Source organism: Streptomyces sp. NPDC028711 (genome assembly GCF_055565415.1).
This window is the reverse complement of sequence record NZ_JBVHUJ010000004.1, coordinates 109,166-130,421: the sequence shown is the minus strand read 5'-3', so window position 1 is coordinate 130,421 and position 21,256 is coordinate 109,166. Positions and strand designations below refer to the sequence as shown.

General features: G+C 71.8%; 23 protein-coding genes. 11 read left to right on the top strand and 12 right to left on the bottom strand.

Annotated features, from left to right (window positions below; genetic code table 11):
* Window positions 1-4: 4 nt before the first annotated feature.
* Entirely contained in the window at window positions 5-1,138 is a 1,134-nt protein-coding gene (locus ACZ4VK_RS15015; protein ID WP_468352304.1) for an acyl-CoA dehydrogenase family protein, read from the bottom strand.
* Window positions 1,138-2,364: an amidohydrolase family protein gene (locus ACZ4VK_RS15010; protein WP_468352302.1), complete on the bottom strand. Its 1,227-nt coding sequence runs from the start codon at window positions 2,362-2,364 to the stop codon at window positions 1,138-1,140. Before ACZ4VK_RS15010 ends, ACZ4VK_RS15015 begins: the two co-directional genes overlap by 1 nt.
* 134 nt (window positions 2,365-2,498) lie before the next feature.
* On the opposite strand from ACZ4VK_RS15010, the gene ACZ4VK_RS15005 reads away from it, so the two are divergent.
* Complete coding sequence (locus ACZ4VK_RS15005) at window positions 2,499-4,007, top strand: class I adenylate-forming enzyme family protein (protein WP_468352300.1); 1,509 nt, start codon at window positions 2,499-2,501, stop codon at window positions 4,005-4,007.
* On the opposite strand, the gene ACZ4VK_RS15000 is transcribed toward ACZ4VK_RS15005, so the two are convergent.
* Window positions 3,979-4,407 carry an STAS domain-containing protein gene (locus ACZ4VK_RS15000; RefSeq protein WP_468352298.1) on the bottom strand — a complete coding sequence of 143 codons (429 nt, stop codon included), beginning with the start codon at window positions 4,405-4,407 and terminating at the stop codon, window positions 3,979-3,981. The two genes, ACZ4VK_RS15005 and ACZ4VK_RS15000, sit on opposite strands and share 29 nt — an antisense overlap.
* Window positions 4,408-4,605: 198 nt before the next feature.
* Here ACZ4VK_RS15000 and ACZ4VK_RS14995 point away from each other — a divergent pair, with 198 nt between their 5' ends.
* Together ACZ4VK_RS14995 and ACZ4VK_RS14990 are read left to right on the top strand one after the other, a co-directional pair.
* The gene (locus tag ACZ4VK_RS14995) at window positions 4,606-5,187 is read left to right on the top strand and encodes a sigma-70 family RNA polymerase sigma factor (protein WP_468352296.1); all 582 of its coding nucleotides are present in this window, start codon (window positions 4,606-4,608) and stop codon (window positions 5,185-5,187) included.
* The gene (locus ACZ4VK_RS14990; RefSeq protein ID WP_468352294.1) at window positions 5,184-6,434 is read left to right on the top strand and encodes a maleylpyruvate isomerase N-terminal domain-containing protein; all 1,251 of its coding nucleotides are present in this window, start codon (window positions 5,184-5,186) and stop codon (window positions 6,432-6,434) included. Before ACZ4VK_RS14995 ends, ACZ4VK_RS14990 begins: the two co-directional genes overlap by 4 nt.
* A gap of 29 nt (window positions 6,435-6,463) precedes the next feature.
* Here ACZ4VK_RS14990 and purU read toward each other — a convergent pair whose 3' ends face one another.
* On the bottom strand, window positions 6,464-7,315 hold the full coding sequence (purU, locus tag ACZ4VK_RS14985) for a formyltetrahydrofolate deformylase (protein WP_468352292.1): 852 nt from the start codon (window positions 7,313-7,315) through the stop codon (window positions 6,464-6,466).
* A gap of 46 nt (window positions 7,316-7,361) precedes the next feature.
* Window positions 7,362-7,808, bottom strand: a complete 447-nt coding sequence (locus ACZ4VK_RS14980; protein WP_468352290.1) for an SCO4402 family protein — start codon at window positions 7,806-7,808, stop codon at window positions 7,362-7,364.
* 192 nt (window positions 7,809-8,000) lie between these two features.
* Between ACZ4VK_RS14980 and ACZ4VK_RS14975 the strand changes: the two genes are divergently transcribed.
* Window positions 8,001-9,293 carry an ABC transporter substrate-binding protein gene (locus ACZ4VK_RS14975; RefSeq protein WP_468352288.1) on the top strand — a complete coding sequence of 431 codons (1,293 nt, stop codon included), beginning with the start codon at window positions 8,001-8,003 and terminating at the stop codon, window positions 9,291-9,293.
* 66 nt (window positions 9,294-9,359) lie between these two features.
* Here ACZ4VK_RS14975 and ACZ4VK_RS14970 read toward each other — a convergent pair whose 3' ends face one another.
* Window positions 9,360-10,907 (bottom strand): hypothetical protein, encoded by a 1,548-nt coding sequence (locus ACZ4VK_RS14970; protein ID WP_468352287.1) that lies wholly within the window; start codon window positions 10,905-10,907, stop codon window positions 9,360-9,362.
* 113 nt (window positions 10,908-11,020) lie between these two features.
* Complete coding sequence (locus ACZ4VK_RS14965; protein WP_468352285.1) at window positions 11,021-12,403, bottom strand: transcriptional regulator; 1,383 nt, start codon at window positions 12,401-12,403, stop codon at window positions 11,021-11,023.
* 258 nt (window positions 12,404-12,661) lie between these two features.
* Between ACZ4VK_RS14965 and ACZ4VK_RS14960 the strand changes: the two genes are divergently transcribed.
* The 3 genes from ACZ4VK_RS14960 to ACZ4VK_RS14950 all read left to right on the top strand — a co-directional run bounded on the left by ACZ4VK_RS14960 (window position 12,662) and on the right by ACZ4VK_RS14950 (window position 15,908).
* Window positions 12,662-13,348: a bifunctional DNA primase/polymerase gene (locus ACZ4VK_RS14960; RefSeq protein WP_468352284.1), complete on the top strand. Its 687-nt coding sequence runs from the start codon at window positions 12,662-12,664 to the stop codon at window positions 13,346-13,348.
* Between the two features lie 74 nt (window positions 13,349-13,422).
* A complete protein-coding gene (locus ACZ4VK_RS14955; protein WP_468352283.1) occupies window positions 13,423-14,268 on the top strand; it encodes an ABC transporter ATP-binding protein in 846 nt (281 codons plus the stop codon).
* Window positions 14,265-15,908 (top strand): transporter, encoded by a 1,644-nt coding sequence (locus ACZ4VK_RS14950; RefSeq protein ID WP_468352281.1) that lies wholly within the window; start codon window positions 14,265-14,267, stop codon window positions 15,906-15,908. Before ACZ4VK_RS14955 ends, ACZ4VK_RS14950 begins: the two co-directional genes overlap by 4 nt.
* Window positions 15,909-15,990: 82 nt before the next feature.
* Here ACZ4VK_RS14950 and ACZ4VK_RS14945 read toward each other — a convergent pair whose 3' ends face one another.
* Both ACZ4VK_RS14945 and ACZ4VK_RS14940 read right to left on the bottom strand, forming a co-directional pair.
* On the bottom strand, window positions 15,991-16,377 hold the full coding sequence (locus tag ACZ4VK_RS14945; RefSeq protein WP_468352279.1) for a DoxX family protein: 387 nt from the start codon (window positions 16,375-16,377) through the stop codon (window positions 15,991-15,993).
* A gap of 60 nt (window positions 16,378-16,437) precedes the next feature.
* Entirely contained in the window at window positions 16,438-16,908 is a 471-nt protein-coding gene (locus ACZ4VK_RS14940; RefSeq protein ID WP_468352277.1) for a carboxymuconolactone decarboxylase family protein, read from the bottom strand.
* Between the two features lie 166 nt (window positions 16,909-17,074).
* Here ACZ4VK_RS14940 and ACZ4VK_RS14935 point away from each other — a divergent pair, with 166 nt between their 5' ends.
* The gene (locus ACZ4VK_RS14935) at window positions 17,075-17,641 is read left to right on the top strand and encodes a GNAT family N-acetyltransferase (protein WP_468352275.1); all 567 of its coding nucleotides are present in this window, start codon (window positions 17,075-17,077) and stop codon (window positions 17,639-17,641) included.
* 46 nt (window positions 17,642-17,687) lie between these two features.
* Here the strand turns inward: ACZ4VK_RS14935 and ACZ4VK_RS14930 are convergent, their stop codons facing one another.
* A complete protein-coding gene (locus tag ACZ4VK_RS14930; protein ID WP_468352273.1) occupies window positions 17,688-18,428 on the bottom strand; it encodes a class I SAM-dependent methyltransferase in 741 nt (246 codons plus the stop codon).
* Between the two features lie 186 nt (window positions 18,429-18,614).
* Here ACZ4VK_RS14930 and ACZ4VK_RS14925 point away from each other — a divergent pair, with 186 nt between their 5' ends.
* Window positions 18,615-18,947: a type II toxin-antitoxin system PemK/MazF family toxin gene (locus ACZ4VK_RS14925; protein WP_468352272.1), complete on the top strand. Its 333-nt coding sequence runs from the start codon at window positions 18,615-18,617 to the stop codon at window positions 18,945-18,947.
* 75 nt (window positions 18,948-19,022) lie between these two features.
* Window positions 19,023-19,244: a hypothetical protein gene (locus ACZ4VK_RS14920; protein ID WP_468352270.1), complete on the top strand. Its 222-nt coding sequence runs from the start codon at window positions 19,023-19,025 to the stop codon at window positions 19,242-19,244.
* 13 nt (window positions 19,245-19,257) lie between these two features.
* On the opposite strand, the gene ACZ4VK_RS14915 is transcribed toward ACZ4VK_RS14920, so the two are convergent.
* Window positions 19,258-20,247, bottom strand: coding sequence for a hypothetical protein (locus ACZ4VK_RS14915; protein WP_468352268.1), 990 nt, complete (start codon window positions 20,245-20,247; stop codon window positions 19,258-19,260).
* A gap of 157 nt (window positions 20,248-20,404) precedes the next feature.
* Window positions 20,405-20,815 carry a hypothetical protein gene (locus ACZ4VK_RS14910; RefSeq protein WP_468352266.1) on the bottom strand — a complete coding sequence of 137 codons (411 nt, stop codon included), beginning with the start codon at window positions 20,813-20,815 and terminating at the stop codon, window positions 20,405-20,407.
* Window positions 20,816-20,897: 82 nt separating this feature from the next.
* On the opposite strand from ACZ4VK_RS14910, the gene ACZ4VK_RS14905 reads away from it, so the two are divergent.
* Window positions 20,898-21,256: helix-turn-helix domain-containing protein (locus tag ACZ4VK_RS14905; RefSeq protein WP_468352265.1), on the top strand; the 359-nt coding region annotated here is incomplete at its 3' end.

The window sequence follows — 21,256 nt, the reverse complement described above, 5'->3', positions numbered from 1 at the left end:
GGGGTCACCGTCCCTTCGGGAGGCCGAGGATGCGCTCGGCGACGATGTCGCGCTGGATCTGGGAGGTGCCGGCGGCGATCGTGTACGAGAGCGAGGAGAGCCGGTCGAGGGTCCACTCGCGGTCCAGGTCGAGCGCGCCGGTGCCGAGGACGGTGGCGGCGGCCTCGTACAGCTCCTGGCGGGCGTGGGAGTAGTGCAGTTTGAAGACGGAGCCGCCCGCGCCGGGGACTCCGCCGGTGGCCTGGGCCTCGCTGACGTTGGCCTGGACGAGCCGCCACAGGGTCTGGAACTCGGCGGAGAGCCTGCCGAGCCGCCGCCGCAGGACGGGGTCGTCCCAGGTGCCGTTCTCGCGGGCCGTACGGGCGAGTTCGCCGAGGAGGCGGCGGCAGGCGACGACCTCGCCGACGAAGGCGGTGCCGCGTTCGAAGGAGAGGGTGACCATGGTGACCCGCCAGCCGTCGTTCTCCTCGCCGACGCGGTGGGTGACGGGCACCCGTACCTCGTCGAGGAAGAGTTCGGCGAACTCGGTCGAGCCGGCGAGGGTGCGCAGTGGCCGCACGGTGACGCCGGGGGTGTCCATGGGCATCGCGAGCCAGCTGATGCCCTTGTGCCGGGGGGCCGCGGGGTCGGTCCGTACGAGGAGTTCGCACCAGTCGGCGACCTCGGCGTGCGAGGTCCAGATCTTCTGGCCGCTGACGACGTACGTGTCCCCGTCCCGTACCGCGCGGGTCCTGAGCGAGGCCAGGTCGGAGCCGGCGTCGGGTTCGCTGAAGCCCTGGCACCAGACCTCGTCGCCGCGCAGGATCGGCGGCAGCCACCGCTCGCGCTGGGCGGCGGTGCCCTCGGCGGCGATGGTGGGGCCCGCGTGGAGGAGCCCGACGAAGTTGGCGCCGACGTAGGGCGCTCCGGCGCGTTCGGTCTCCTCCAGGAAGATGAGCCGTTGGGTGGGGGAGGCGTCCCAGTGGGTGTCGGCGTATCCGGCGTCGTACAGGCGGCGCTGCCAGCCGCAGTCGTAGGCGCGGCGGGCGGGCCAGTCGAGCGGGTCGGGCCGCGCGGGGAGGCCGGGCAGGGCCGCGGTGAGCCATTCCCGCAGGCGGGCGCGGTACTCCTCCTCCTCGTCGGTGTACGTCAGGTCCATCAGCCGATGCCCCGGTCGACGCGCGTGCCCCGGTCGCGGTCGAAGGCGAGGTCGAGCATGCGGATGGCGTTGCCGCGCATGAGCTTGTAGACGGTCTCGTCGTCGAGGCCCTGGACGTGGTCGAGGGCGACCTCCTTGGTGTGCGGGAAGGTCGAGTCGACGTGCGGGTAGTCGGTCTCGAAGGTGGCGTTGTCGCGGCCGACGACGTCGAGCGAGGCGATGCCGTGCTTGTCGCGGAAGAAGCAGCAGAAGATCTGCCGGTAGTAGTACGTGGACGGGGGCTCGGGGATGAGGTCGCGGACGCCGCCCCAGGCACGGTGCTCCTCCCACACGTCGTCGGCGCGTTCGAGGGCGTACGGGATCCAGCCCATCTGGCCCTCGCTGTAGGCGAGCTTGAGTCTCGGGAACTTCACCAGGACGCCGGAGAAGAGGAAGTCCATCATCGAGGCCATCGCGTTGTTGAAGCTGAGGGAGGCCTGGACGGCGGGCGGGGCGTCGGGGGAGGCCGCCGGCATTTGGCTACTGGATCCAATATGCATATTCACCACCGTTCCGGTCTCCTGGCAGACGGCGAAGAAGGGGTCCCAGTAGCCGGAGTGGATGGACGGGAGTCCGAGGTGGGTGGGGATCTCGGAGAAGGTGACGGCCCTGACGCCCCGGGCGGCGTTGCGCCGGATCTCGGCGACGGCGAGGTCGATGTCCCAGAGCGGGATGAGGCAGAGCGGGATGAGCCGGCCGCCGCTGTCGCCGCACCACTCCTCGACCATCCAGTCGTTGTAGGCGCGGACGCAGGCGAGGGCGACCTCCTTGTCGTGCGCCTCGGCGAAGGTCTGGCCGCAGAAGCGGGGGAAGGTGGGGAAGCAGAGGGAGGCCTCGACGTGGTTGAGGTCCATGTCGGCGAGGCGGGCCCCGGGGTCCCAGCAGCCGCGCCGCATCTCCTCCCTGGTGATCCCTTCGAGGGTCATGTCGTCGCGGTCGAAGCCGACGGCGGCGATGTTGCGCTTGTACGGGAACCTGAGGTCCTCGTAGATCCACCAGTCGGTGGGCGGCCCCTCGGGGTCCATCGTGATCTGGTACTTGCCGGCGACGTAGGCGAGCTCGCCGATGCCGGCGGTGAGGGGCCGGGGACCCCGGTCGCGGTACTTCTTCGGGAGCCAGGTCTCGAAGAGGTGGGCGGGCTCGATCACGTGGTCGTCGACGCTGATGATGCGGGGCAGTTCCGTCATGGAGCGCTCTCCATTTTCTGATGACCCGTCAGATCTGACGGGGTCAGGCTAGCCCCGCACCCCTGGACCGACAAGCGCCTGACCTCTACGCTCGCCGCACGAACTGACGGAACGTCAGCCAAGGGGAGTACGGGATGAATGAGACCGCACACACTCTCGACGGCTCCCGCACGCTCTGGGAGCTCGTCGCCCGCCGCGCCGCCCTCACCCCCGACCGGCCCGTCCTCCTCCAGGGCGACCGCGTCCTCACCTTCGGCGGCCTGCGCGAGCGCGCCGAGCGCTGCGCCGCCGGCCTGTACGGCATGGGCGTGCGACCCGGCACCGTCGTCGCCTGGCAGCTGCCCACCCGCATCGAGACCGCGGTGCTCTCCTTCGCGCTCGCCCGCATCGGAGCCGTACAGACGCCCGTGATCCCCTTCTACCGGGACAAGGAGGTCGGCTTCGCGCTGCGCGAGTCCAAGGCCGAGTTCTTCGCCATCCCCGGCGTCTGGCGCGGATTCGACCACACGGAGATGGCCGGGCGGCTCGGCGCGCGCGGCGTCTTCGAGGCGTACGACTCCCTGCCGGACGGCGACCCGGCCGTGCTGCCCCCACCGCCCTCGTCGGGGACCGACGTCCGCTGGATCTACTGGACGTCCGGCACGACCTCCGACCCCAAGGGCGTCCTGCACACCGACCGCTCCCTCCTCGCGGGCGGCTCCTGCCTCGCGCACGCGCTGCGGCTCACCGACGCGGACGTCGGCTCGATGGCCTTCCCGTACGCGCACATCGCCGGGCCCGACTACACGGTGATGCTGCTGCTCTGCGGCTTCCCCGCGGTGATGTTCGAGCAGTTCGCGCTGCCGGAGGCCCTGGACGAGTACCGCAGGCACGGGGTGACCGTGGCCGGCGGCTCGACCGCCTTCTACGCGATGTTCCTCGCCGAGCAGCGTAGGCGTCCGGACGAGCCGCTCATCCCCACGCTGCGACTCCTGGCCGGCGGTGGGGCGCCGAAACCGCCCGAGATGTACCACGCCGTACGGAAGGAGCTGGGCTGCCGACTCACCCACGGGTACGGCATGACGGAGGTCCCCATGATCACGATGGGCTCCCCCGACGACACCCCCGAGAACCTCGCGACCACCGAGGGCCGCCCGCCCGCCGGCATGGAGATCCGGATCACCGCCACCGGCGAGGTCCGGCTGCGTGGCGAGGCCGTCTGCCGGGGCTATCTGGACCCGGCGCAGACGGCCGCCGCCTTCGACGAGGACGGCTTCCTCATCACCGGGGACGTCGGACACCTCACGCCGAGCGGGCACCTGGTCCTCACGGGCCGCGTGAAGGACGTCATCATCCGCAAGGGAGAGAACATCTCGGCCAAGGAGATCGAGGACCTCCTCCACACGCACCCGGACGTCGGGGACACCGCCGTCATAGGCCTCCCGGACGCCGAGCGCGGCGAACGCGTCTGCGCCGTCGTCGAACAGCCGCCGGGCGCCGCGCCGCTGACGCTGCCCGCGGTGACGGCCTTCCTGCGGGCCGCGGGACTCTCCGTCCACAAGCTGCCGGAACAGCTGGAGGTGGTGGACGCGCTCCCCCGCAACGAGACGCTGCGGAAGGTGCTCAAGTACCGGCTCAGGGAGCGATTCGGTCCGTCGCGGTGAGGCCGCTCGCGGTCAGGGCCGTCGTCTCGGTGAGCGCGGCCTCGATCGGATCCGTGCCGGTGAGCGCCGCCGACACGTTCTCGTACACCTCGAAGAGGCGCCGGACGCCGAGCGCGGCGAGCACCCGGCCGACGTGACCCTCCCGGTCCTCGGGCAGTATCAGGCGGAGCCGGCCGCCGCAGGAACGCAGCAGCCGGCGGGCCGCGATCAGCATGCCGACCCCGCTGGAATCACAGAACCGGACGGCGGAGAGGTCTATCACGAGGTCGTGGCGGCCCCCCGCGACCACGTCGTGGACGCGGCGGCGTATCCGGGGGGAGGTGACCAGGTCCAGTTCTCCCCGCACCCGGAACACCGTCCAGGAGCCGTACTCGTCCTCGTCGACCTCGATCGTCGTCACGGACGCCGCCTGCCCCGCCGTAACCCGGCGAAACCCCCGGGGCGAAGGATGACGCTTTCCTTACCACCCGGATCCGCGTCAAGGGCGCACTTGCGGCAAACGGACGTACGTTGTCGGCAGGGCGCACTACGTTGGAGGAGAACAGGGGAGCCGGGGAGCCGGGAGGGGAGCCGGAAGCCGGGAAGAGCGGAGGGTCGGATGGCGAAGGACACACCACCGCGCTGGGACCGCAGGATGCAGCAGCGGCTCGCGCGCGGGGAGGCCGCCGCGCTCGGCGAGCTGTACGACCGGTTCGCCTCCCTCGTCCACAGCCTCGCCCACCGGGTCCTCGACGACGACGAGGCGGCCGACCAGATCACCCGCGAGGTCTTCGGCTACATCTGGGAGAACCCCGACGCGTACGACCCGAAGCAGGGCAACATGCGCGGGTGGGTCGCCCGGCTCACCCAGTCGCAGGCCGTGCACCGGCTGCGGCAGGCCGAGGCGACGGCGTACGCGGAGACGGGCCGGGGCTCCGTCGAGGAACTGGAGCAGAAGGTCCGCCGGGCCTCCGTCGCGGCCCGCGCCGACTACATCGTGACGTCCATGCCGACGCCGCTCAGGGCCGCGCTCGAACTGGCGTACTTCCAGCGGCGGGACTACCGGCAGACCGCCGCCGACCTCGGCGTCACCGAGGACGAGGCGCGGCGGCGCCTCCGCCTCGGCCTCCAGCTGCTCTCCTCGGCGAACACCCGGCACCCCGAGGGCGGCGGGCCGCCCGGCTACGGACGGGCACGGTGACGGGGGCGAACGGCGACGGGGACGACGTCGCACGCGCCCCCTGGATACCGGGGCCGCGCCGGGCGGCGGACGACCACGCGGACCTGACGGCGGAGGGCCACGGGCCGGAACCCGGGCCGGAGCCGGAGCCGGAGCCGGAGGTGCCGGTCCTCACCCACGGTGTGCTCAAGTCCCTCCTCGGGGCCTGGGCACTTTCGGCGTGTTCGGCCGGGGAGACCCAGGCCGTCGAGGACCACCTCACGGCCTGCGCGCCGTGCGCGGACGAGGCCCTGCGGCTGCGGGACGCGGTGGCGCTGCTCCACGAGGACCGCGACCTGGACCTCGACCCGCTGCTGCGGTCCCGCGTCCTGGAGAACTGCCTGGGCCGCCGCCCGGCACGTATCCCGATCCCCGGCTGGGTCACCCCGTACGACGCGGAGACCGCGCGGCTCGACGCGCTGCTGCGGGACATCGGCGAGTCGGAGTGGCACGCGCCGGTACGGCTCAAGTGGTACGAGGAGGACCGGATCGTACGCCGGAAGGCGACGGTCGCCGGGGTCATCGGCCACCTGCTCGCCGTGGACGGCCTGGTGGCGGCGGCACTCGGCCTCGACGACCCGCTGGGCAGGGGCACGCCGGAACTGTCGCCGACCGAGCGGACGGAGGAGTTCTGGTCGGGCCTCGACCGGCCGGCGAACCGGTCGCTGCGGGAGCCCTGGCGGGAGCAGAGCCACGCCCTGATCCGCACGGTCTCGTTCGCGGGGCGGGGAGTGGCGGACCTGACGGTCACCTACAAGGACTTCGCGCTGCCGCTGCGGGACTCGCTGTTGGAGCGGGCCTTCGAGTGCTGGGTGCACGCGGAGGACATCGCGCAGGCGGTGGCGTATCCGTACGCGCCGCCGAGCGGCGCGCACCTCCACGACATGATCGACCTGGCGGCCCGGCTGCTCCCCGCGGCCCTGGCCGGACGACGGCGCACGGGCCTCGCCGCCCCGGCCCGCCACCTTGTGGCGGCGGGCGCACCGGGCCGCTCGCTCCACCTGGAGGTGGAGGGCGCGGGCGGGGGCCACTGGTACATCCCCCTGGACTCCCCGGCGGCGGTGGGGTCGCCGGACCACACGGTGGCGCAGGTGGCGATGGACGGGGTGGAGTTCTGCCAGCTGGTGGCGGGCCATGTCCCTCCGGAGGAGGCAGCGGCGGGCCAGGACGGCGACCGAGAGGCCATCAGGGACGTCCTCTCAGCAGCAGCGTCCCTGAGCCGCCTGTAGCCACCCCCTCGCGGCCGCCGCCCCGCGGGTTACGCGAAGACGACCGTGCGGCGGCCGTTCAGGAGGATTCGGCGTTCCGCGTGCCACTTCACCGCGCGGGCCAGCGCCTGGCACTCCACGTCCCGGCCCACCGCCACCAGCTGGTCCGGCGTCACCTCGTGGCCCACCCGTTCGACCTCCTGCTCGATGATCGGGCCCTCGTCGAGGTCGGCCGTCACGTAGTGGGCCGTCGCGCCGATCAGCTTCACGCCGCGCATGTGTGCCTGGTGGTACGGCTTGGCGCCCTTGAAGCTGGGGAGGAAGGAGTGGTGGATGTTGATGATCCGGCCGGAGAGCTGCTTGCAGAGGTCGTCGGAGAGGACCTGCATGTAGCGGGCGAGGACGACCAGCTCGACGTTCTCCGAGCGGACGAGCTCAAGGAGTTCCGCTTCCGCCGCCGCCTTCGTGTCCTTCGTCACCGGGATGTACCGGAAGGGGATCCCGTACGAGCCGACGAGCTCCTCGAAGTCCGTGTGGTTGGAGACGACCGCGACGATCTCGACGGGCAGCGCCCCGATCCGGGACCGGAACAGCAGGTCGTTCAGGCAGTGGCCGAATTTCGACACCATGAGGACGACCCGCATGCGCTCGTCGGCGCGGTTGATCTGCCAGTCCATGGCGAAGGCGTCGCCGACCGCGGCGAAGCTGGCCCGCAGCTTGTCGACGTTCACGGGGGCTTCGGCCGAGAAGTGGACCCGCATGAAGAAGAGACCGGTGTCACGGTCTCCGAACTGCTGACTGTCCTCGATGTTGCATCCCGTGATGAAGAGGTAGCTCGACACGGCGTGCACGATGCCCTGCTTGTCGGGGCACGAGAGGGTGAGGACGTACTGGTCGGTCATCCTGTCAGCCTGCCATACCCCGGCGGGTCACGAAGCCCACTGTCCGTCAGACGGACCGGGTCATGATCCGGAGCACGTCGAGGGAGCGCGGGGGCGTGTCGGGGTCCTCGCCGTCGGCCTGCGCGAGGCGTACGTGGGCCTCGCGGGCGGCCCGTACGGCTTCGGGCCAGCCGTGGTGTTCGAGGTACGCGGAGACCGGGGCGTCGGGTCCGACCTGGTGCATGATGCGGAGCACCCGGAGGACGGCGACGTCGACGAGGGCGGCCTCGCCGGTGTCGCGGAAGATCGAGCCGACGTACTTCTCGGCGGACCAGTTGTCGAGCCAGGTGTCCTCGACCAGGCGGTAGACGGCGTCGGTGACGTCCCCGTACCCCTCGAGGCCGGCGAGCCAGGTCGTCTCGTGGAACCCGGGGTCGGAGAGCATGTGAAGCGCCGAGCGCACGTTGCTGCGCCAGCGCCACCACGGCATGTCGTTGAGCGGCATGCCGCCCATGGTGGAGGAGCGACGGCCGCGACGGGAAGAGTTAACCGAACCGGAGACTGGACTGGACACGTTTCGATCGTACGTTCCCTTGTCCGGTCAGCGGTGTCCGCCCCTCGCGGCTCCCGTAATTCACCTTCACGTCACCCACCGTTGAACCGTGCACACTCCCGCGTTACCCATGAGACGGAAATGTGCATGCCCATGACCGGTAGGCGACTGACCTCACTCCTCGCGTACGTCACGACCGCGGCGACCGGAGCCTCGTTGCTCACCGGGTGTGGCGTGCTCCCTGGGGCCACGGGGGGCTCCAGGGAGCCCGTCACGGTGATGACGTGGGCCCCCGACCAGACCCGGGCGACCAACATGCCCGGAATGCCCGCGATGGCCCAGGCCTTCGCCCGGTGGGTCAACGCCCAGGGCGGTATCGACGGCCACGAACTGCGCGTCCTCACCTGTAACGAACACAACACCGGCACCGGCGCCGCCGCCTGTGCCCGCCGGGCCGTCCACGAGAACGCGGTCGCCGTCGTCGGCTCGTACAGCCAGAACGGGCGCGCCTTCATGGCGCCCCTGGAGGCCGCCGGCATCCCGTACATCGGCGGCTACGGCATCTCGGAGGACGAGTTCACCAGCCCGCTCTCCTACCCCGTCAACGGCGGGCAGGCGTCCCTCATCGCCGGTCACGGCATGCAGCTCGCCGAGTCCTGCCGCACGGTCTCCCTGGTCCGGCCCGACACCCTCGCCGGCGACAAGCTTCCCGAGCTCCTCAACTCCGGTCTCCGCACGACGCGTCACCGCGGCGCCGTCGACATCCCGGCCGTCGAGGACGCGGCCGAGTACACCGCGCAGGCCGACCGGGCCCGTGAGAAGGCCGGTGACGAGGACGGCTGTGTCACCGCCGTCCTCGGCGAGCGCACCCAGACGTTCTTCGACTCCTTCCGCCGGCTCCCGGCGGAGGACGAGGGCGAGGGCACGGGCGAGGGCGGCTCGGACGGCAAGCGGGACGCCGTACGGATCTCGTCGGTCCTCGGCAGCGTCGGCCAGCCGGTGATCGACCGTACCGGCGGCGCCCGCAGCCCCTTCGAGGGCGCGTTCGTCACCGGCTGGTACCCGGAGTCGTCCGACAAGAGCTGGGCGCCGATGCGCAAGGTCATCCAGGAGCACGCCTTCGCCGACAACCGGGTCGACCCGGCCGACGCGGGCGTCCAGACCACCTGGATCGCGTACACCGTGCTCAAGGAGGTCATCGAGGCCCTCGACACCGACCGGATCACGGCCACGAAGATCGCCCACGCCCTGGACCGGGGCGAGCGGATCGACACCGGTGGTCTGACCCCCACCCTGCGCTGGAAGTACGAGGACCTGCTCGGCGCCCCCAGCTTCCCCCGGATCGTCAACCACGAGGTGACGTTCCAGGTGGTCCGCGAGGGGCGGCTCGTGGCGCAGAAGCCCGGCTTCGTCGACGTCGGCGAGACCGTCCTCAGCGCCCCGTAGATCCCTCGTCGGAAGAAGGGCCTCGCCGGTTCCGGCGAGGCCCTTCTCAGATCCGGCGGGGCCCGCTCACAGCTGGGAGTAGCTCCGCTTCTCCAGGCCGTACTTCGAGGCGGTCGGGTTCCACAGCGAGGCCGCCTCCTTCTTCGCGGCGGTGGCCACGCCGCTCTGCTGGTTCGCCTCGACCAGGCGGTTGGTCGAGCGGGCCTTGCCGCCCTTGCACGCCTTCTTGGCCTTCATCTGGGTGCCCCAGGCCGCGTAGTGGTCGTCGGCCGCCGCCGAGGCCCGCCAGGCCTTGGTGAGGGCCGCCGTCAGGGCGCTGTTGTCCGGGATCTTGTCGACCGACAGCGACTGGAGCTTGGTGACCAGGCCCCGGCGCTGGTCGGCCGCCGCGCGCAGGTCGGCGACGGCCTTGTCGAGGTTCTTGCACTGCTTGATGGACTCGACCGAGCTGATCACCGTGTCACGGCTGCTGCTGCTGGTCGCGAGCAGCTTGCTCAGCTCCCGCGCCTGCGGCTCGGCCGGGTCGACGGGCTTCTCGGTGGGCGGCGGCGCCTCGGTGGACGACGGCGCGGCGGAGCTCGCCGCCACGTTCTGCCCGGGGGCCTTGGGGTCCTTCTCCTCGTCGCCGCCGCTGAGGAGCGCGCCGGCGCCGAGGCCGACGACGGCGCAGCCGGCGACGACGACGGCGATCAGCGCGACCGGCGCCTTGCGGCGCGGCGGCTCGGGCTCGTCGCCCTCGTAGTAGGCGCCCTGGTACGCGTACTGCTGCGGGGGCGCGGGCGGCTGCTGGTGCTGCTGATGCTGCGGCGGCTGGTGGTGCTGCGGCTGGTGCTGCTGGTGCTGCTGGTACGGGGCCGGGGCCGGCTGCTGGTACGCCTGCGTGTGCGGCTGCGGCTGCTGCGGCGGCCGCGGGGCCTCCGTACGGAAGAGGTTGTCGAACTCGGCGGGCGGCTGCCGCTCACCGGGTTCCTGCGCCGGAACGGGCGCGATGTACTGGGTCGCGTCGGCGGCGCCCGCGGGGCCGGGGCCCTGCTGCCCCTGCGCGGAGAGCGGTCCCGTACCGAGGAACTGGGTGTGGGAGCCGCCGCCCTGCTGCTGCGGCGGCAGCGGGGCGATGTGCTGGGTCGCCTGCATGTCCCCGGCGGCCGGCGGCGGGTACCCGTACCCGGGCTGCGGAGCCGAGACCGGCGGCGGATAGCCGTACCCCTGCGGAGGTGGAGCCTGGTGCATCCCGCCCGACGCCGGCGGCATCCCGCCCGGTCCCTGGGGTATCCCGCCCGACACCGGCGGCATCCCGCCCGCCACCGGGGCGATGTGCTGCGTCGCCTGCATGTCGGCGGCGCCCGGGGCGCCCTGGTGCGGGTAGCCGTAGCCCGGCTGCGGCGGTGCGCCCTGCGGCGGGACCGGCGGCAGGTACTGGGTGGACTGCATGTCGGCCGCGCCGCCCGGCGTCGCCTCAGGAGGCAGCGGCTGCGCGGGCGGCAGGGGCTGTCCGCCCGGCGCGGCGCCGGCGGGACCCCAGGCGCCACCGTACGACTGTGCTCCCCCTTGACCGTTCTGCGCGGGGGGCACCGCCGGGTACTGCGGCTCCGGACCCTGTCCGTTCTGCGTCACCGGGACTCCTACTGATGGACCTACGGAATCGTCGGCTCACGCTACCGGGTGCGCGCCGGGCTCCGCACACACGTGTGAGCCCGGTTACACAACCTTCCCTCGTCGCCGAAGGCCTACGCCGCGTACAGCTCGACGCGCGCCCCGAACTCCCGTACCACCGGCTCTCCCGCGTACGGCTCCAGTCGGTCCCGCAGATCGTCCAGGTACTCCGTGCCCCGCGACGACCGCAGTGTGCCGAGGAGTTCGAGCGCCCGGGTCCCCGTCCGGCAGGCCTGCTCGACCTCCCGCTGCTGGACCTGCGCCGAGGCGAGCAGGGCGAGCCCGATCGCCCGCCGCCGCACCCGCGACTCCGGGTGCCCGGCGACCGACTCCTCGGCAGCCCGCGCGGAGGCCTCCGGCTGCCCCAGGTCCCGGTAGCAGTGGGCCAGTTCGTCCGCGAGATACGCGTGGTCGAAGTGGGCGATCCACGCCGGGTCGTCGCCCGCCTCCGGATCGGCCCGCTCCAGGGCCCGTGCGGCACCTCCCGCCGCCGCCTCGAAGGCGCGGACGTCCCCGAGGAGCGCGTGCCCCCGGGCCTCGGCCGCGAGGAACATCGCCTCCGCCCTCGGCGGCACCTTGCCCCGCGCCCCTTCCTGCGCGGCCCGCGCCAACTGGGCGATCTCCCGGGGGCTGCCGAGCTGTGCGGCGAGGTGGCTCATCGAGGCGGCGAGGACGTATCCGCCGTACCCTCGGTCACCGGCCGCCTGCGCGAGCCGCAGCGCCTGGATGTAGTACCGCTGGGCAAGCCCCGGTTCGCCGGTGTCCACCGCCATGTACCCGGCGAGTTCGGTGAGTCGGGCGACGGCCGCGAACAGCTGCCGGCCGACGGCCTCCCGGTAGGAGCCGGACAGCATGCCCGACACCACGCTGTTGAGGTAGTGGACGACCACCGGCCGCACATGGCCGCTGCCGAACCGCCGGTCGAGGCCGACGAGCGCGGTCGTCATCTCCCGTACGGCCGTCACGTCCGCGACGCCGACGCGGGCCCCCGCCATCCGGGCCACGTGCGTGTCCGGCACCGTGATCAGCCAGTCCCGGCTGGGCTCGACGAGGGCCGAGGCGGCGATGGTGGAGCCGGAGAGGAAGTCACGGCGGCCGACGTCGCTGCGCCACAGCTCGCAGACCTGCTCGATCGCCCCGGGCACGGTCGGCGCGAACTGGAGCCCCACCCCGGCGGCGAGGTTCCGGCCGTTGGCCATGCCGACCTCGTCGATCGTGACGGTACGGCCCAGCTTGCGGCCGAGCGCCTCGGCGATGATCCCCGGCGCGCGGCCGCGCGGCTGCTGTCCGCGCAGCCAGCGCGCCACCGAGGTCTTGTCGTACCGCAGGTCGAGGCCGCGCTCCGCGCCGACCATGTTGACTCTGCGGGCGAGACCGGCGTTGGAGCAGCCCGCCTCCTGAATGAGCGCCTGGAGCCGTTCGTTGAGCTGACGCGGAACGAGTGGTCTGGCTGCCATGAGTACCCCCTGAGGCCGTGCGGTGATCACAAGAGAACTGATCACTGCCCGGTGAATATCCGGTCAATGCCGATGTGAACACGCGAAACCGGACACGTCGGCCGCTTCCTCACCGCCGGCGCCCCCACCTCTGCGTACCCATCCCCGCTCCCCGGGCCCCCGCGCGCCCCCGCCCGTGCACCGATGCGCCCCGCGTGCAGGATCGATGCCTCACACCGCTCGGCGTCCCGCCCGTAACCCCAGGTGGCGGCGGAAGTTGTGTTCACCGTGGAAGAGACCATCGGAGTCACGGAAGCCGCACAGATCCCCAAGCAGCGAGGCGAGCAGCTGCTGGACAGCGCTGTGCGGTACGCGGAAGAGCGGCACTGGGACGTGTTCCCCGGGACCTGGCTGGAGGCCGTCGAAGGCAGGGAACGCTGTTCGTGCGGTGCTGACGCGTGCGCCCGGCCCGGCGCCCACGCGATCAGGCCCGACTGGTCGACCCAGGCGACCGGCAGCGGGGTCGGCGCCCGGCGCATGTGGTCGAAGCAGCCGAAGTCGTCGATCCTGCTGCCGACGGGCCGCACGTTCGACGCGATCGAGGTCTCCGAGTCGGCCGGTTTCCTCGCGCTCGCCCGGATGGAGCGCATGGAGCTGACGCTCGGCCCCGTGACCTGCACCCCGGACCGCCGGATGTACTTCTTCGTCCTGCCGGGCGCCGCCGCCAAGGTGCCGGACCTCGTCCGGAAGCTGGGCTGGGTCCCCTCCTCCCTCGATCTCACCACCCGCGGCGAGGGCCACTACGTGGCGGCCCCGCCGACCCGGATCGGCGGCTCCGGCGCGGTGCAGTGGGCCCGGCGCCCCACGCCGGCGAACCGCTGGCTGCCCGACGCGGAGGAGCTGATCAGCGCCCTCGCGTACGCGTGCGGCCGGGAAGCGGCGGAGGCGAGAAGCCGCACGTCGTGACCCTAGGGACCCCACGGACACCCCCTTTAGGGTGGGGCCCGTACACACGGGGACCGAAAAGGGGTTGAAGCACCATGCCTGACCAGGCATTTGAGAAAACTTTCGACAAGGCGGGCGCCGCACCGGGGGAAGGTGCGGCGCCCGCTGTGCGTGTCGAGGGACTGTGGAAACGATTCGGCCAGCAGATCGCGGTGAACGGGATCGACCTGGTCCTGCCCGCCGGCCGCTTCATCGGGCTCGTCGGCCCCAACGGCGCCGGCAAGACCACCACCCTCTCCATGATCACCGGCCTGCTCCGGCCCGACCAGGGCCGCATCCACGTCGCCGGGCACGACGTGTGGGCCGACCCGGAGTCGGTCGCGCGGGTCAAGGCGCGGATCGGCATCCTGCCGGAGGGCCTGCGGCTCTTCGAGCGCCTCTCCGGCCGTGAACTCCTCGCGTACAGCGGCCGGCTGCGGGGCCTGCCGGGCGCCGAGGTCGACAAGCGGGCCGCGCAGCTCCTCGATGTCCTCGACCTGACCGGTTCGCAGAACAAGCTGGTCGTCGACTACTCGACCGGCATGCGGAAGAAGATCGGGCTCGCGGCCGCGCTGCTCCACAACCCCGAGGTGCTCTTCCTCGACGAGCCCTTCGAGGGCGTCGACCCCGTCTCGGCGCAGACCATCCGCGGCGTTCTTGAGCGGTACACCGCCTCCGGCGCGACCGTCGTCTTCTCCAGCCACGTCATGGAACTCGTCGAGTCGCTCTGCGACTGGGTCGCCGTGATGGCCGCGGGCCAGATCCGGGCCCAGGGACCGCTCGCCGAGGTGCGGGGCGACGCGCCCTCGCTGCAGGCCGCGTTCCTCGAACTGGTCGGCGCGAACGGGCGCGAGGCGGCCGGGGACTCGCTCGACTGGCTGGGCGGCGGGGCGCAGCGATGAGCGCCGTGACGACCCCCGCCGCGGCCGCCGCCGCGTCCTCCGTACCGTCCCTCACGTCCGTCTTCGTACGGCTCAAGCTGTCGCTGCTTCGCAACGGCCTGAAGCAGTCGGGCGGGCGGACCGCCGCGTACATCGTCTCGATCGTCTTCGGGGTGGTCTTCGCGGCGGGCATGGTGCTCGCCTTCGTCCTGGTGCGGGGCAGCGCCGACGCCGGGACCATCGCCGTCCTCCTCACCGGGGTGACCGCGCTCGCGTGGGCGGTGATGCCGCTGTTCGTGCCGGGCGGTGACGAGACCCTCGATCCGTCGCGGCTCGTGATGCTGCCGCTGCGGCCCCGGCCGCTGATCCGGGCCCTGTTCGTGGCCTCCCTCGTCGGTGTCGGTCCCGTCCTCACCCTGTTCCTGGCGTTCGGCGCGGCCCTGTCGGTCGCGCACGGCACGGCCGCCGTGCTCGCGGCCGTCGTCGCGGTGCCGCTGACGGTCGCCGTGTGCGTGGCGCTGTCCCGGGCCGTCGCCGCCGCCAACGTCCGGCTGCTCACCTCCCGCAAGGGACGCGACCTGGCGCTCCTGAGCGGCCTCCTCATCGCGGTCGGCATGCAGCTCGTGAACTTCGGCGCCCAGCGCCTCAGCCGGCCCGGGGGGCTGACCGCCCTCGAACCGGTGGCGGCCGTCGCCGACTGGCTGCCGCCCGCGGCGGCGATCGGCGCGGTCGACGCGGCGAGCGCCGGCGACTACGGGTCGGCGGCTGCCCGGCTGCTGCTCACCGCCGCCGTGCTCGTGGCGCTCGTGTACTGGTGGCAGCGGAGCCTGGTCCGGCTGATGGTCGAGCCGGACGGTTCCACGATCGGGGCCGCGTCGGGCGCGGGCGTCCGCGAGAAGTCCTCGGGTACGGGGCTCCTGGGCCGGATCCTGCCCGGCGGGCGTACGGGCGCCGTCATGGAGCGGAGCATGCGCTACATGTGGCGCGACCCGAAGACGAAGGCCTCGTGGGTGACGTCGCTCGCCCTCGGTCTGATCGTGCCGCTGTTCAACGCCTTCCAGGGCACGGGCTCGATCTACTGGGCCTGTTTCGCCTCCGGGATGCTCGGCATGCTGATGTACAACCAGTTCGGCCAGGACACCTCGGCGTTCTGGATGGTCGCGCAGACCCTCGCGTCGACCGCCGACGCGTACGCCGAACTCCGCGCGCGTGCCCTGGCCCTGCTGGCCGTGACCCTGCCGTACGCGACGCTCGTCACCGTCCTGACGACCGCCGTCCTCGGTGACTGGTCACGGCTCCCCGAGGCGCTCGGCCTGGCGTTCGCGCTGCTCGGCGCGATGCTGGCGACGGGCGCGGTGGCCTCGGCCTTCTTCCCGTACTCGATCCCGCAGGACAGCGGCTACAAGAACGTGGCGCCCGGGCAGGCCGGTCTCGCCTGGATCTCGATCCTCGGCGGCATGCTCACGGCCCCGCTGCTCTGCGGCCCGCTCATCGGCGCGACGGTGTACCTGCACCTGTCCGACCAGGACTCGCTGCTGTGGCTCCTGCTCCCGGTGGGCGCGCTCTACGGCGCGGTCCTCGCCTGGGCGGGCCTCAAGGTGGCGGCTCCTCGGACGGCGAACCGGCTGCCGGAGATCCTGGCGGCGGTCAGCAAGGGCTAGCACGGCATCCGGGAGGACAGCCGTCGGCGGCGGTACGCACACCGTGCGTACCGCCGCCTTCGTACCGCCTCCCGGCTCTCGGTCAGCCCGTGAAGGACTCGGGGCCGAGGCGGCCCCAGACCACGAAGCCGATGAGGACGACGTAGACCACGTCCACCCCCACGAGCTTCAGCTCGTTCCGCCGGATCCGGGTGATCGCCGCCCCCACCATGATGATCAGCAGGCCGATGGCGGCCGCCGGCACCAGGCCCGGCGCGATGTCGAGCGCGGCGGGCAGGATCAGGCCTATGGCGCCCAGCACCTCAAGGGCTCCGATGGCCTTGACGGACCCGCCGCTGAAGTCGTCGACCCACCGCCCGCTGGGTCCGGCGGCGGCGATCTTCTCCTTCGGTACGGCCACCTTGTAGGCGCCACCGGCCAGGAAGGCGAGGGCGAGCAGTCCGGTGACGATCCACAGGGCGAGGTTCATGGACGTTTTCCTTTACGAGGAAGGGCGGTGACGGGGGCGGTGACCGGGCGGCGGTGCTTCTCAGCCGAACTGGCCGGGCTGGTACTCGCCGCCGGGCATCTGGATCATCACGTTGCCTCGGTTGAACGCGTTGATGATCGCGATGGCGGCGACCAGGGCGGAGAGCTCCTCCTCGTCGTAGTACTTGGCGGCGTTCGCCCACGCCTCGTCCGTGACCCGGCCGCCGTCGGCGAGGCGGGTGCCCTGCTCCGTCAGCTCGAGGGCGGCGCGCTCGGCGTCGGTGAAGACCGTGGCCTCACGCCAGGCCGCGACCATGTGCAGGCGCAGCTGGCTCTCGCCGGCGGCCGCGGCGTCCTTGGTGTGCATGTCGAGGCAGAAACCGCAGCCGTTGATCTGGCTGGCGCGGATCTTCACGAGCTCCCGCGTCGCGACGGGCAGCGTCGAGTCGTCGAGGGCCTTGCCGGCCATGATGATGTGCTTCCACACCTTGGCGGCGATGGGGCTCTCGAACATGTTCAGACGAGCGTTCATGGCGGCTTCCTCCGTGGGGTGTTGTCGTTGCCTCCACACCCAGGACGGAATGGGCCCACCGCGCTGTGACATGCCCTGATGTGACCTGCGTCTCACGGCGCCGGGGCGCGGTCACACCCGGGGAATTCCCTTGCCGCGCGCGGGCCCGCCGTACGATCCTCGCCGCATGAGCCTCCCCCTCCCGCAGCCGCTCCCGCTCCCGCAGCCCGTGATCGTCGTCGACGGCGGGCTCACGCTGCGCGCGTACGACGCCGGGGCGGACCTGCCGGAGTTCTCCCGGGTCATCGACGAGTCGCTCGACCACCTGCGCCCCTGGATGCCGTGGGTCGCCGAGCACAGCCCGGCCCGCGTCGCGGACTTCCTGGCCGGCCGCGCGGAACGCTGGGCGAGCGGGGTCGAGTGCAGTTACGCGATCGTCCTCGACGGCGCCATCGTCGGCTCCTGCGGCCTTGCCCGGTACGCGGACACCCCCGCCGACACCCGCGAGATCGGCTACTGGCTGCACCCCGCCGCCACCGGCCGCGGCGTCGCCACCCGGGCCGCCCGCGCCCTGACCGAGGAGGCCTTCCGCCTCCCCGGCGTCGAGCGCGTCGAGATCGTCCACGACCCGGCCAACACCCCCAGCGCCGCCGTCCCTGCCCGCCTCGGCTTCACCGAGGACACCCGCCGCCCGGCCGAGGCGCTGGCTCCGGCCGAGACGGGTGAGGTGCAGGTCTGGTTCCGGCTGCGGTGAACGAAGAAGCACGTTCGCGAGCTCGCATGGCTCGTAGCGGCGGAACCTACGGTTTGTGGGTGACCCAGAGCAGTTCCGCCGGCCAGCGGTGTGCCCAGTCGGGTGGGTCGGTCTCGTTGTAGCCGTTGGGTGTTCCCGGTTCGGGCCGTGGCTCGATGAGGTCGTCGATGACGAGACCCGCGCCGCGCAGGACCCTGACCCAGTCGCCGTAGGTGAGCTGATAGCTGGTCGCGCCGTCGCCCTCGGCGATGGTGTCCAGGCCGAAGTAGTCCTGCCGCAGCGTCGTGGTCACGCGGCCGGCGGCTTCGTCGTAGCACGCTTCGAACCATGGGCTGGCGACGTTGAACACCAGGCGCCCGCCTCGGCGCAAGACGCGTGCGGCCTGCGGGACGGCCAGGTGCGGGGGCGCCCAGCTGAGCCCACCGAAGTCGCAGAACACCAGGTCGAAGCTGTCGGCGGCGAAGGGGAGCTGCTCGGCGGAGCCTTGCACCAGCGGGTAGCGGTCCGCTCCCATCGCGTCGACCGCTGCGGCGAGTTGGGCTTCGGACAGGTCGAGCCCGACCACGGTGGCGCCCTCGGCGGTGAGCGCCCTGGACCACTGGCCGGCGCCGCAGCCGAGTTCGAGGACGCGCTTGCCGGTGACGTCACCCAGGGCGCGCAGGTGCGCGTCGGGGATGGAGTACATGCCCCACAGCCGGGGTGCGGCGCCGATCTGCGGGTCGTGCGCGTGCTGGTAGGAGCTGCTGATCCGGTTCCAGAGCCGCCGGTTGGCGGGGATGCTGTTCACGTGCCGACTCCAGCACTGGCTGCCGGGACGGTCAACACGATCCAGCGGGCGGGGTCTACGCTGTGATCCGCGGCCACCGCATGGTCTTCCGTCTTCACACACCGATGATCAACGGTGGCCACACCCGTCTCCCCAACGCGTCAGGGTCGCGCAGCGTCCGCCTGCCGTCCTGTGTCAGGAGGACATGTGCAACGTGGCGAAGTCTGGTGGGTCGCGTTCGACGAGCGGCGGCCGGTCGTACTGCTGTCGGGAGACGACGCGTCCGGAATCCAGGTGATGCAGGTCGTCGCTCCGGCGGGCGTCGACCTCAGCGGTCTGGGCGTCGAAGTGGCAGTCGGCGCCATGGAAGGGCTGCCCTGTGAAGGCGTGCTGCGGATCGCGCTTCCGCGTCCAGGCGTTACCCCTTGCACGTGGCTGACCACAGTGTCCCGGGACGACCTGATCGAGCGAGCGGGGGTCCTGCCCTCCGCGAAGCTCAGCGAGATCGAGGACGCCCTCCGTCTCGGTGGACTCGGGTAGGCGGAGACGTGCCCGTCCGGCCCTCGCCTCGGTCCGGCCCGGCCTGACCGGCAAGACGCCCCCTAGGCTCGTGTCGTGACCGAGACTCCGAAGCACTGGACGGTACGCCACTTCTCTCAGGCCAATCCCCTCGGGCCCGGCTGCGACAGCGTGCCCGACCTCCTGCGCCGACTCGCCGACTCCGTCGAGGCCCTGGGGCCCGTCGAGGTCCAGGACATCGTCCTCTCGGACGAGATGACCGAACACGGCTCGTGGTGGTCCGGAACCGTCTACTTCCATCTGCCCGAGGACGACTGACGGCCGCGGCCTTTCAGGAGGGCTGCGACCGGACGATCGCGTCCACGCGCTCCCGCCAGGGGACGGAGGCGCCCTTGTCGGGCTCGGGCTGACAGCGGCGTGCGTGGGCCTTCCAGGCCTCGTCCCTCCGGCAGGGGCCGCAGAGGGTCTCGTCGGCGGCGGGGCGGAAGACGTGGGTGTTACCCGGTCCTTCGCAGGTCACCAGGGCGGCGACGCGGGGCGTGGACGGGTCGGCGGCGGATGCCTCGGCCGTCGCGATCGTCGCCGTCGGGAGGGGCTCGGCCGGGAGCTTCTGCGTCAGGCGGTGGCGGAGGAAACCCACCGCCGAACGGACCCCACCACGCGGCAGATGCGCCGTCAGCGCATGGCGCAGGTCCGCGACGGACACGCCCCGGCGGAGCCACTCCGCCGCCGTCTCCGCAAGCCCACGGGCCTCCCGGACGCCGAGCAGCAGGTCCCGGTTCTGGTGCCGGAGGGAGAGCAGCACGCGCTCGGCCTCGACGACTTCGGGAGCGGGGTCGGCGGGGGCGGGGTCGGTCTGCGGGGTGGTCTCGCTTGCCGGGGCGGGGTCGGCCTCCGGGGCGGGGTCCGGTTCCGGCGCGTGCGCTTCGGTGGGTGGGTGGGGAGAGGTCTTCTTCTCTCCGTCTTTCTCTACCGAAGGAGAAGGTCCGGCCCACCGGGGACCCCGAAAACCGGCAGTCGGTCCCGCGTCATCCGGAGACTCGGTCGGAATCCCGTCCCGGATCGCGTTCGCCTCCTCACGCGTGAGGGTGACGTTCGACAGCAGCTGCTCGGTGATCCAATGCCCGCGCCTGCTCTGGTACTTCCACTCGTGGAGGTACCCGCACTCCGTCAGGCCCTCCTTCGCCCGGTGGTACGCGCGGGGGCGCATGCCCAGGTCCGTGGCGTGCTCCCCGAGCGGCTTCCCGCTCGCGATCTCGGGCAGGCCCTGGACGTAGATCAGGAGGAGCTTCGCGTCGCTGTTCAGACGCGGGTGTCGCACGACACTGTTCGAAGCCTTGGTGTAACAGCGAACGGGGTCGATAGCATGACGGAGCATTTCTGGTGGACCTCACTTGACCACTAGCGATGAAGGCCCTCGGGGAGTGTTGCTGCACCCCCGAGGGCCGCTCCATATCTCACGGAGCGTGATTTTGCGGTTACCGTACCGCACATTTCACGGTCCTATGCAGCAACTCCGTTTCCACGAACGGATCTTCGATTGTCGGCCGCGACCTCCAGTCCAGCGGCCAGGTCAGCCCGTGCAGCGCCGGGATTCCCACGTACGCCTCGCTCCGGCCCCCGCCACTCAGCGCCCTCACCGGAGCCGGCCAGTCGTAACCGGCGACGGTTCCTGGCGGCACGAGGAAGTACAGGTTCTTCGCGCCGGTGGCCTCCCGGACGATCGGGCCCGCCTGGAAGTCCGTGAACGCCATCAGGCGGTACGCCACGTCCTCGCCGAGGAACCCTCCGATCCGTACGGCGTCGAAGTGCACGCCCGCGTGACGGAGGGCGTGACCGGTGGCGGGCACCCAAGAGGGCACGATGTCAAGCGACTTGCGCAGATTCATGCGGCCAGCTTGGAGGGCGTGGTCTCCTGTGACCAGCGACACAGTCCGTTTGTGCAGGACTGTGCACTCGGGGAGGTGGGCTGTGAACAAGGGGAACAGCGGAGGCCCAGGGGCTGCGAAGGCCTTCGGAAGACTGCTGCGGTTCTACCGGGAGCGGGCGGGCGTCTCGCAGGAGGCCCTGGGGCGGGAGACCGGATATTCCAAGTCCCAGGTGGCCATGATCGAGCGCGGAGAGCGGCGCCCGAAGGGAAATTTCGTCGCCATCGCCGACGAGATGCTGAGTGCACAAGGTGCACTTCTGGAAGTGGCCGAGGAGGTACCACTCAGCGCGGTGGCCGCCTGGTTCGAGGACTACCTGGAGGCAGAGGCGACGGCCGCCGGGATCCACGCGTACGAGAACCAGCTGATCCCCGGACTGCTCCAGACCCCGGACTACGCACG

Coding starts and splice junctions, on each gene's coding strand:
- ACZ4VK_RS14975 (WP_468352288.1), top strand. CDS start 8,001: ATGACCGGTAGGCGACTGACCTCACTCCTCGCGTACGTCACGACCGCG.
- ACZ4VK_RS14995 (WP_468352296.1), top strand. CDS start 4,606: ATGGCGAAGGACACACCACCGCGCTGGGACCGCAGGATGCAGCAGCGG.
- ACZ4VK_RS14980 (WP_468352290.1), bottom strand. CDS start 7,808: ATGGGCGGCATGCCGCTCAACGACATGCCGTGGTGGCGCTGGCGCAGC.
- ACZ4VK_RS14955 (WP_468352283.1), top strand. CDS start 13,423: ATGCCTGACCAGGCATTTGAGAAAACTTTCGACAAGGCGGGCGCCGCA.
- purU (WP_468352292.1), bottom strand. CDS start 7,315: ATGACCGACCAGTACGTCCTCACCCTCTCGTGCCCCGACAAGCAGGGC.
- ACZ4VK_RS14965 (WP_468352285.1), bottom strand. CDS start 12,403: ATGGCAGCCAGACCACTCGTTCCGCGTCAGCTCAACGAACGGCTCCAG.
- ACZ4VK_RS14935 (WP_468352275.1), top strand. CDS start 17,075: ATGAGCCTCCCCCTCCCGCAGCCGCTCCCGCTCCCGCAGCCCGTGATC.
- ACZ4VK_RS14940 (WP_468352277.1), bottom strand. CDS start 16,908: ATGAACGCTCGTCTGAACATGTTCGAGAGCCCCATCGCCGCCAAGGTG.
- ACZ4VK_RS14945 (WP_468352279.1), bottom strand. CDS start 16,377: ATGAACCTCGCCCTGTGGATCGTCACCGGACTGCTCGCCCTCGCCTTC.
- ACZ4VK_RS15010 (WP_468352302.1), bottom strand. CDS start 2,364: ATGACGGAACTGCCCCGCATCATCAGCGTCGACGACCACGTGATCGAG.
- ACZ4VK_RS14910 (WP_468352266.1), bottom strand. CDS start 20,815: ATGAATCTGCGCAAGTCGCTTGACATCGTGCCCTCTTGGGTGCCCGCC.
- ACZ4VK_RS14950 (WP_468352281.1), top strand. CDS start 14,265: ATGAGCGCCGTGACGACCCCCGCCGCGGCCGCCGCCGCGTCCTCCGTA.
- ACZ4VK_RS15005 (WP_468352300.1), top strand. CDS start 2,499: ATGAATGAGACCGCACACACTCTCGACGGCTCCCGCACGCTCTGGGAG.
- ACZ4VK_RS15015 (WP_468352304.1), bottom strand. CDS start 1,138: ATGGACCTGACGTACACCGACGAGGAGGAGGAGTACCGCGCCCGCCTG.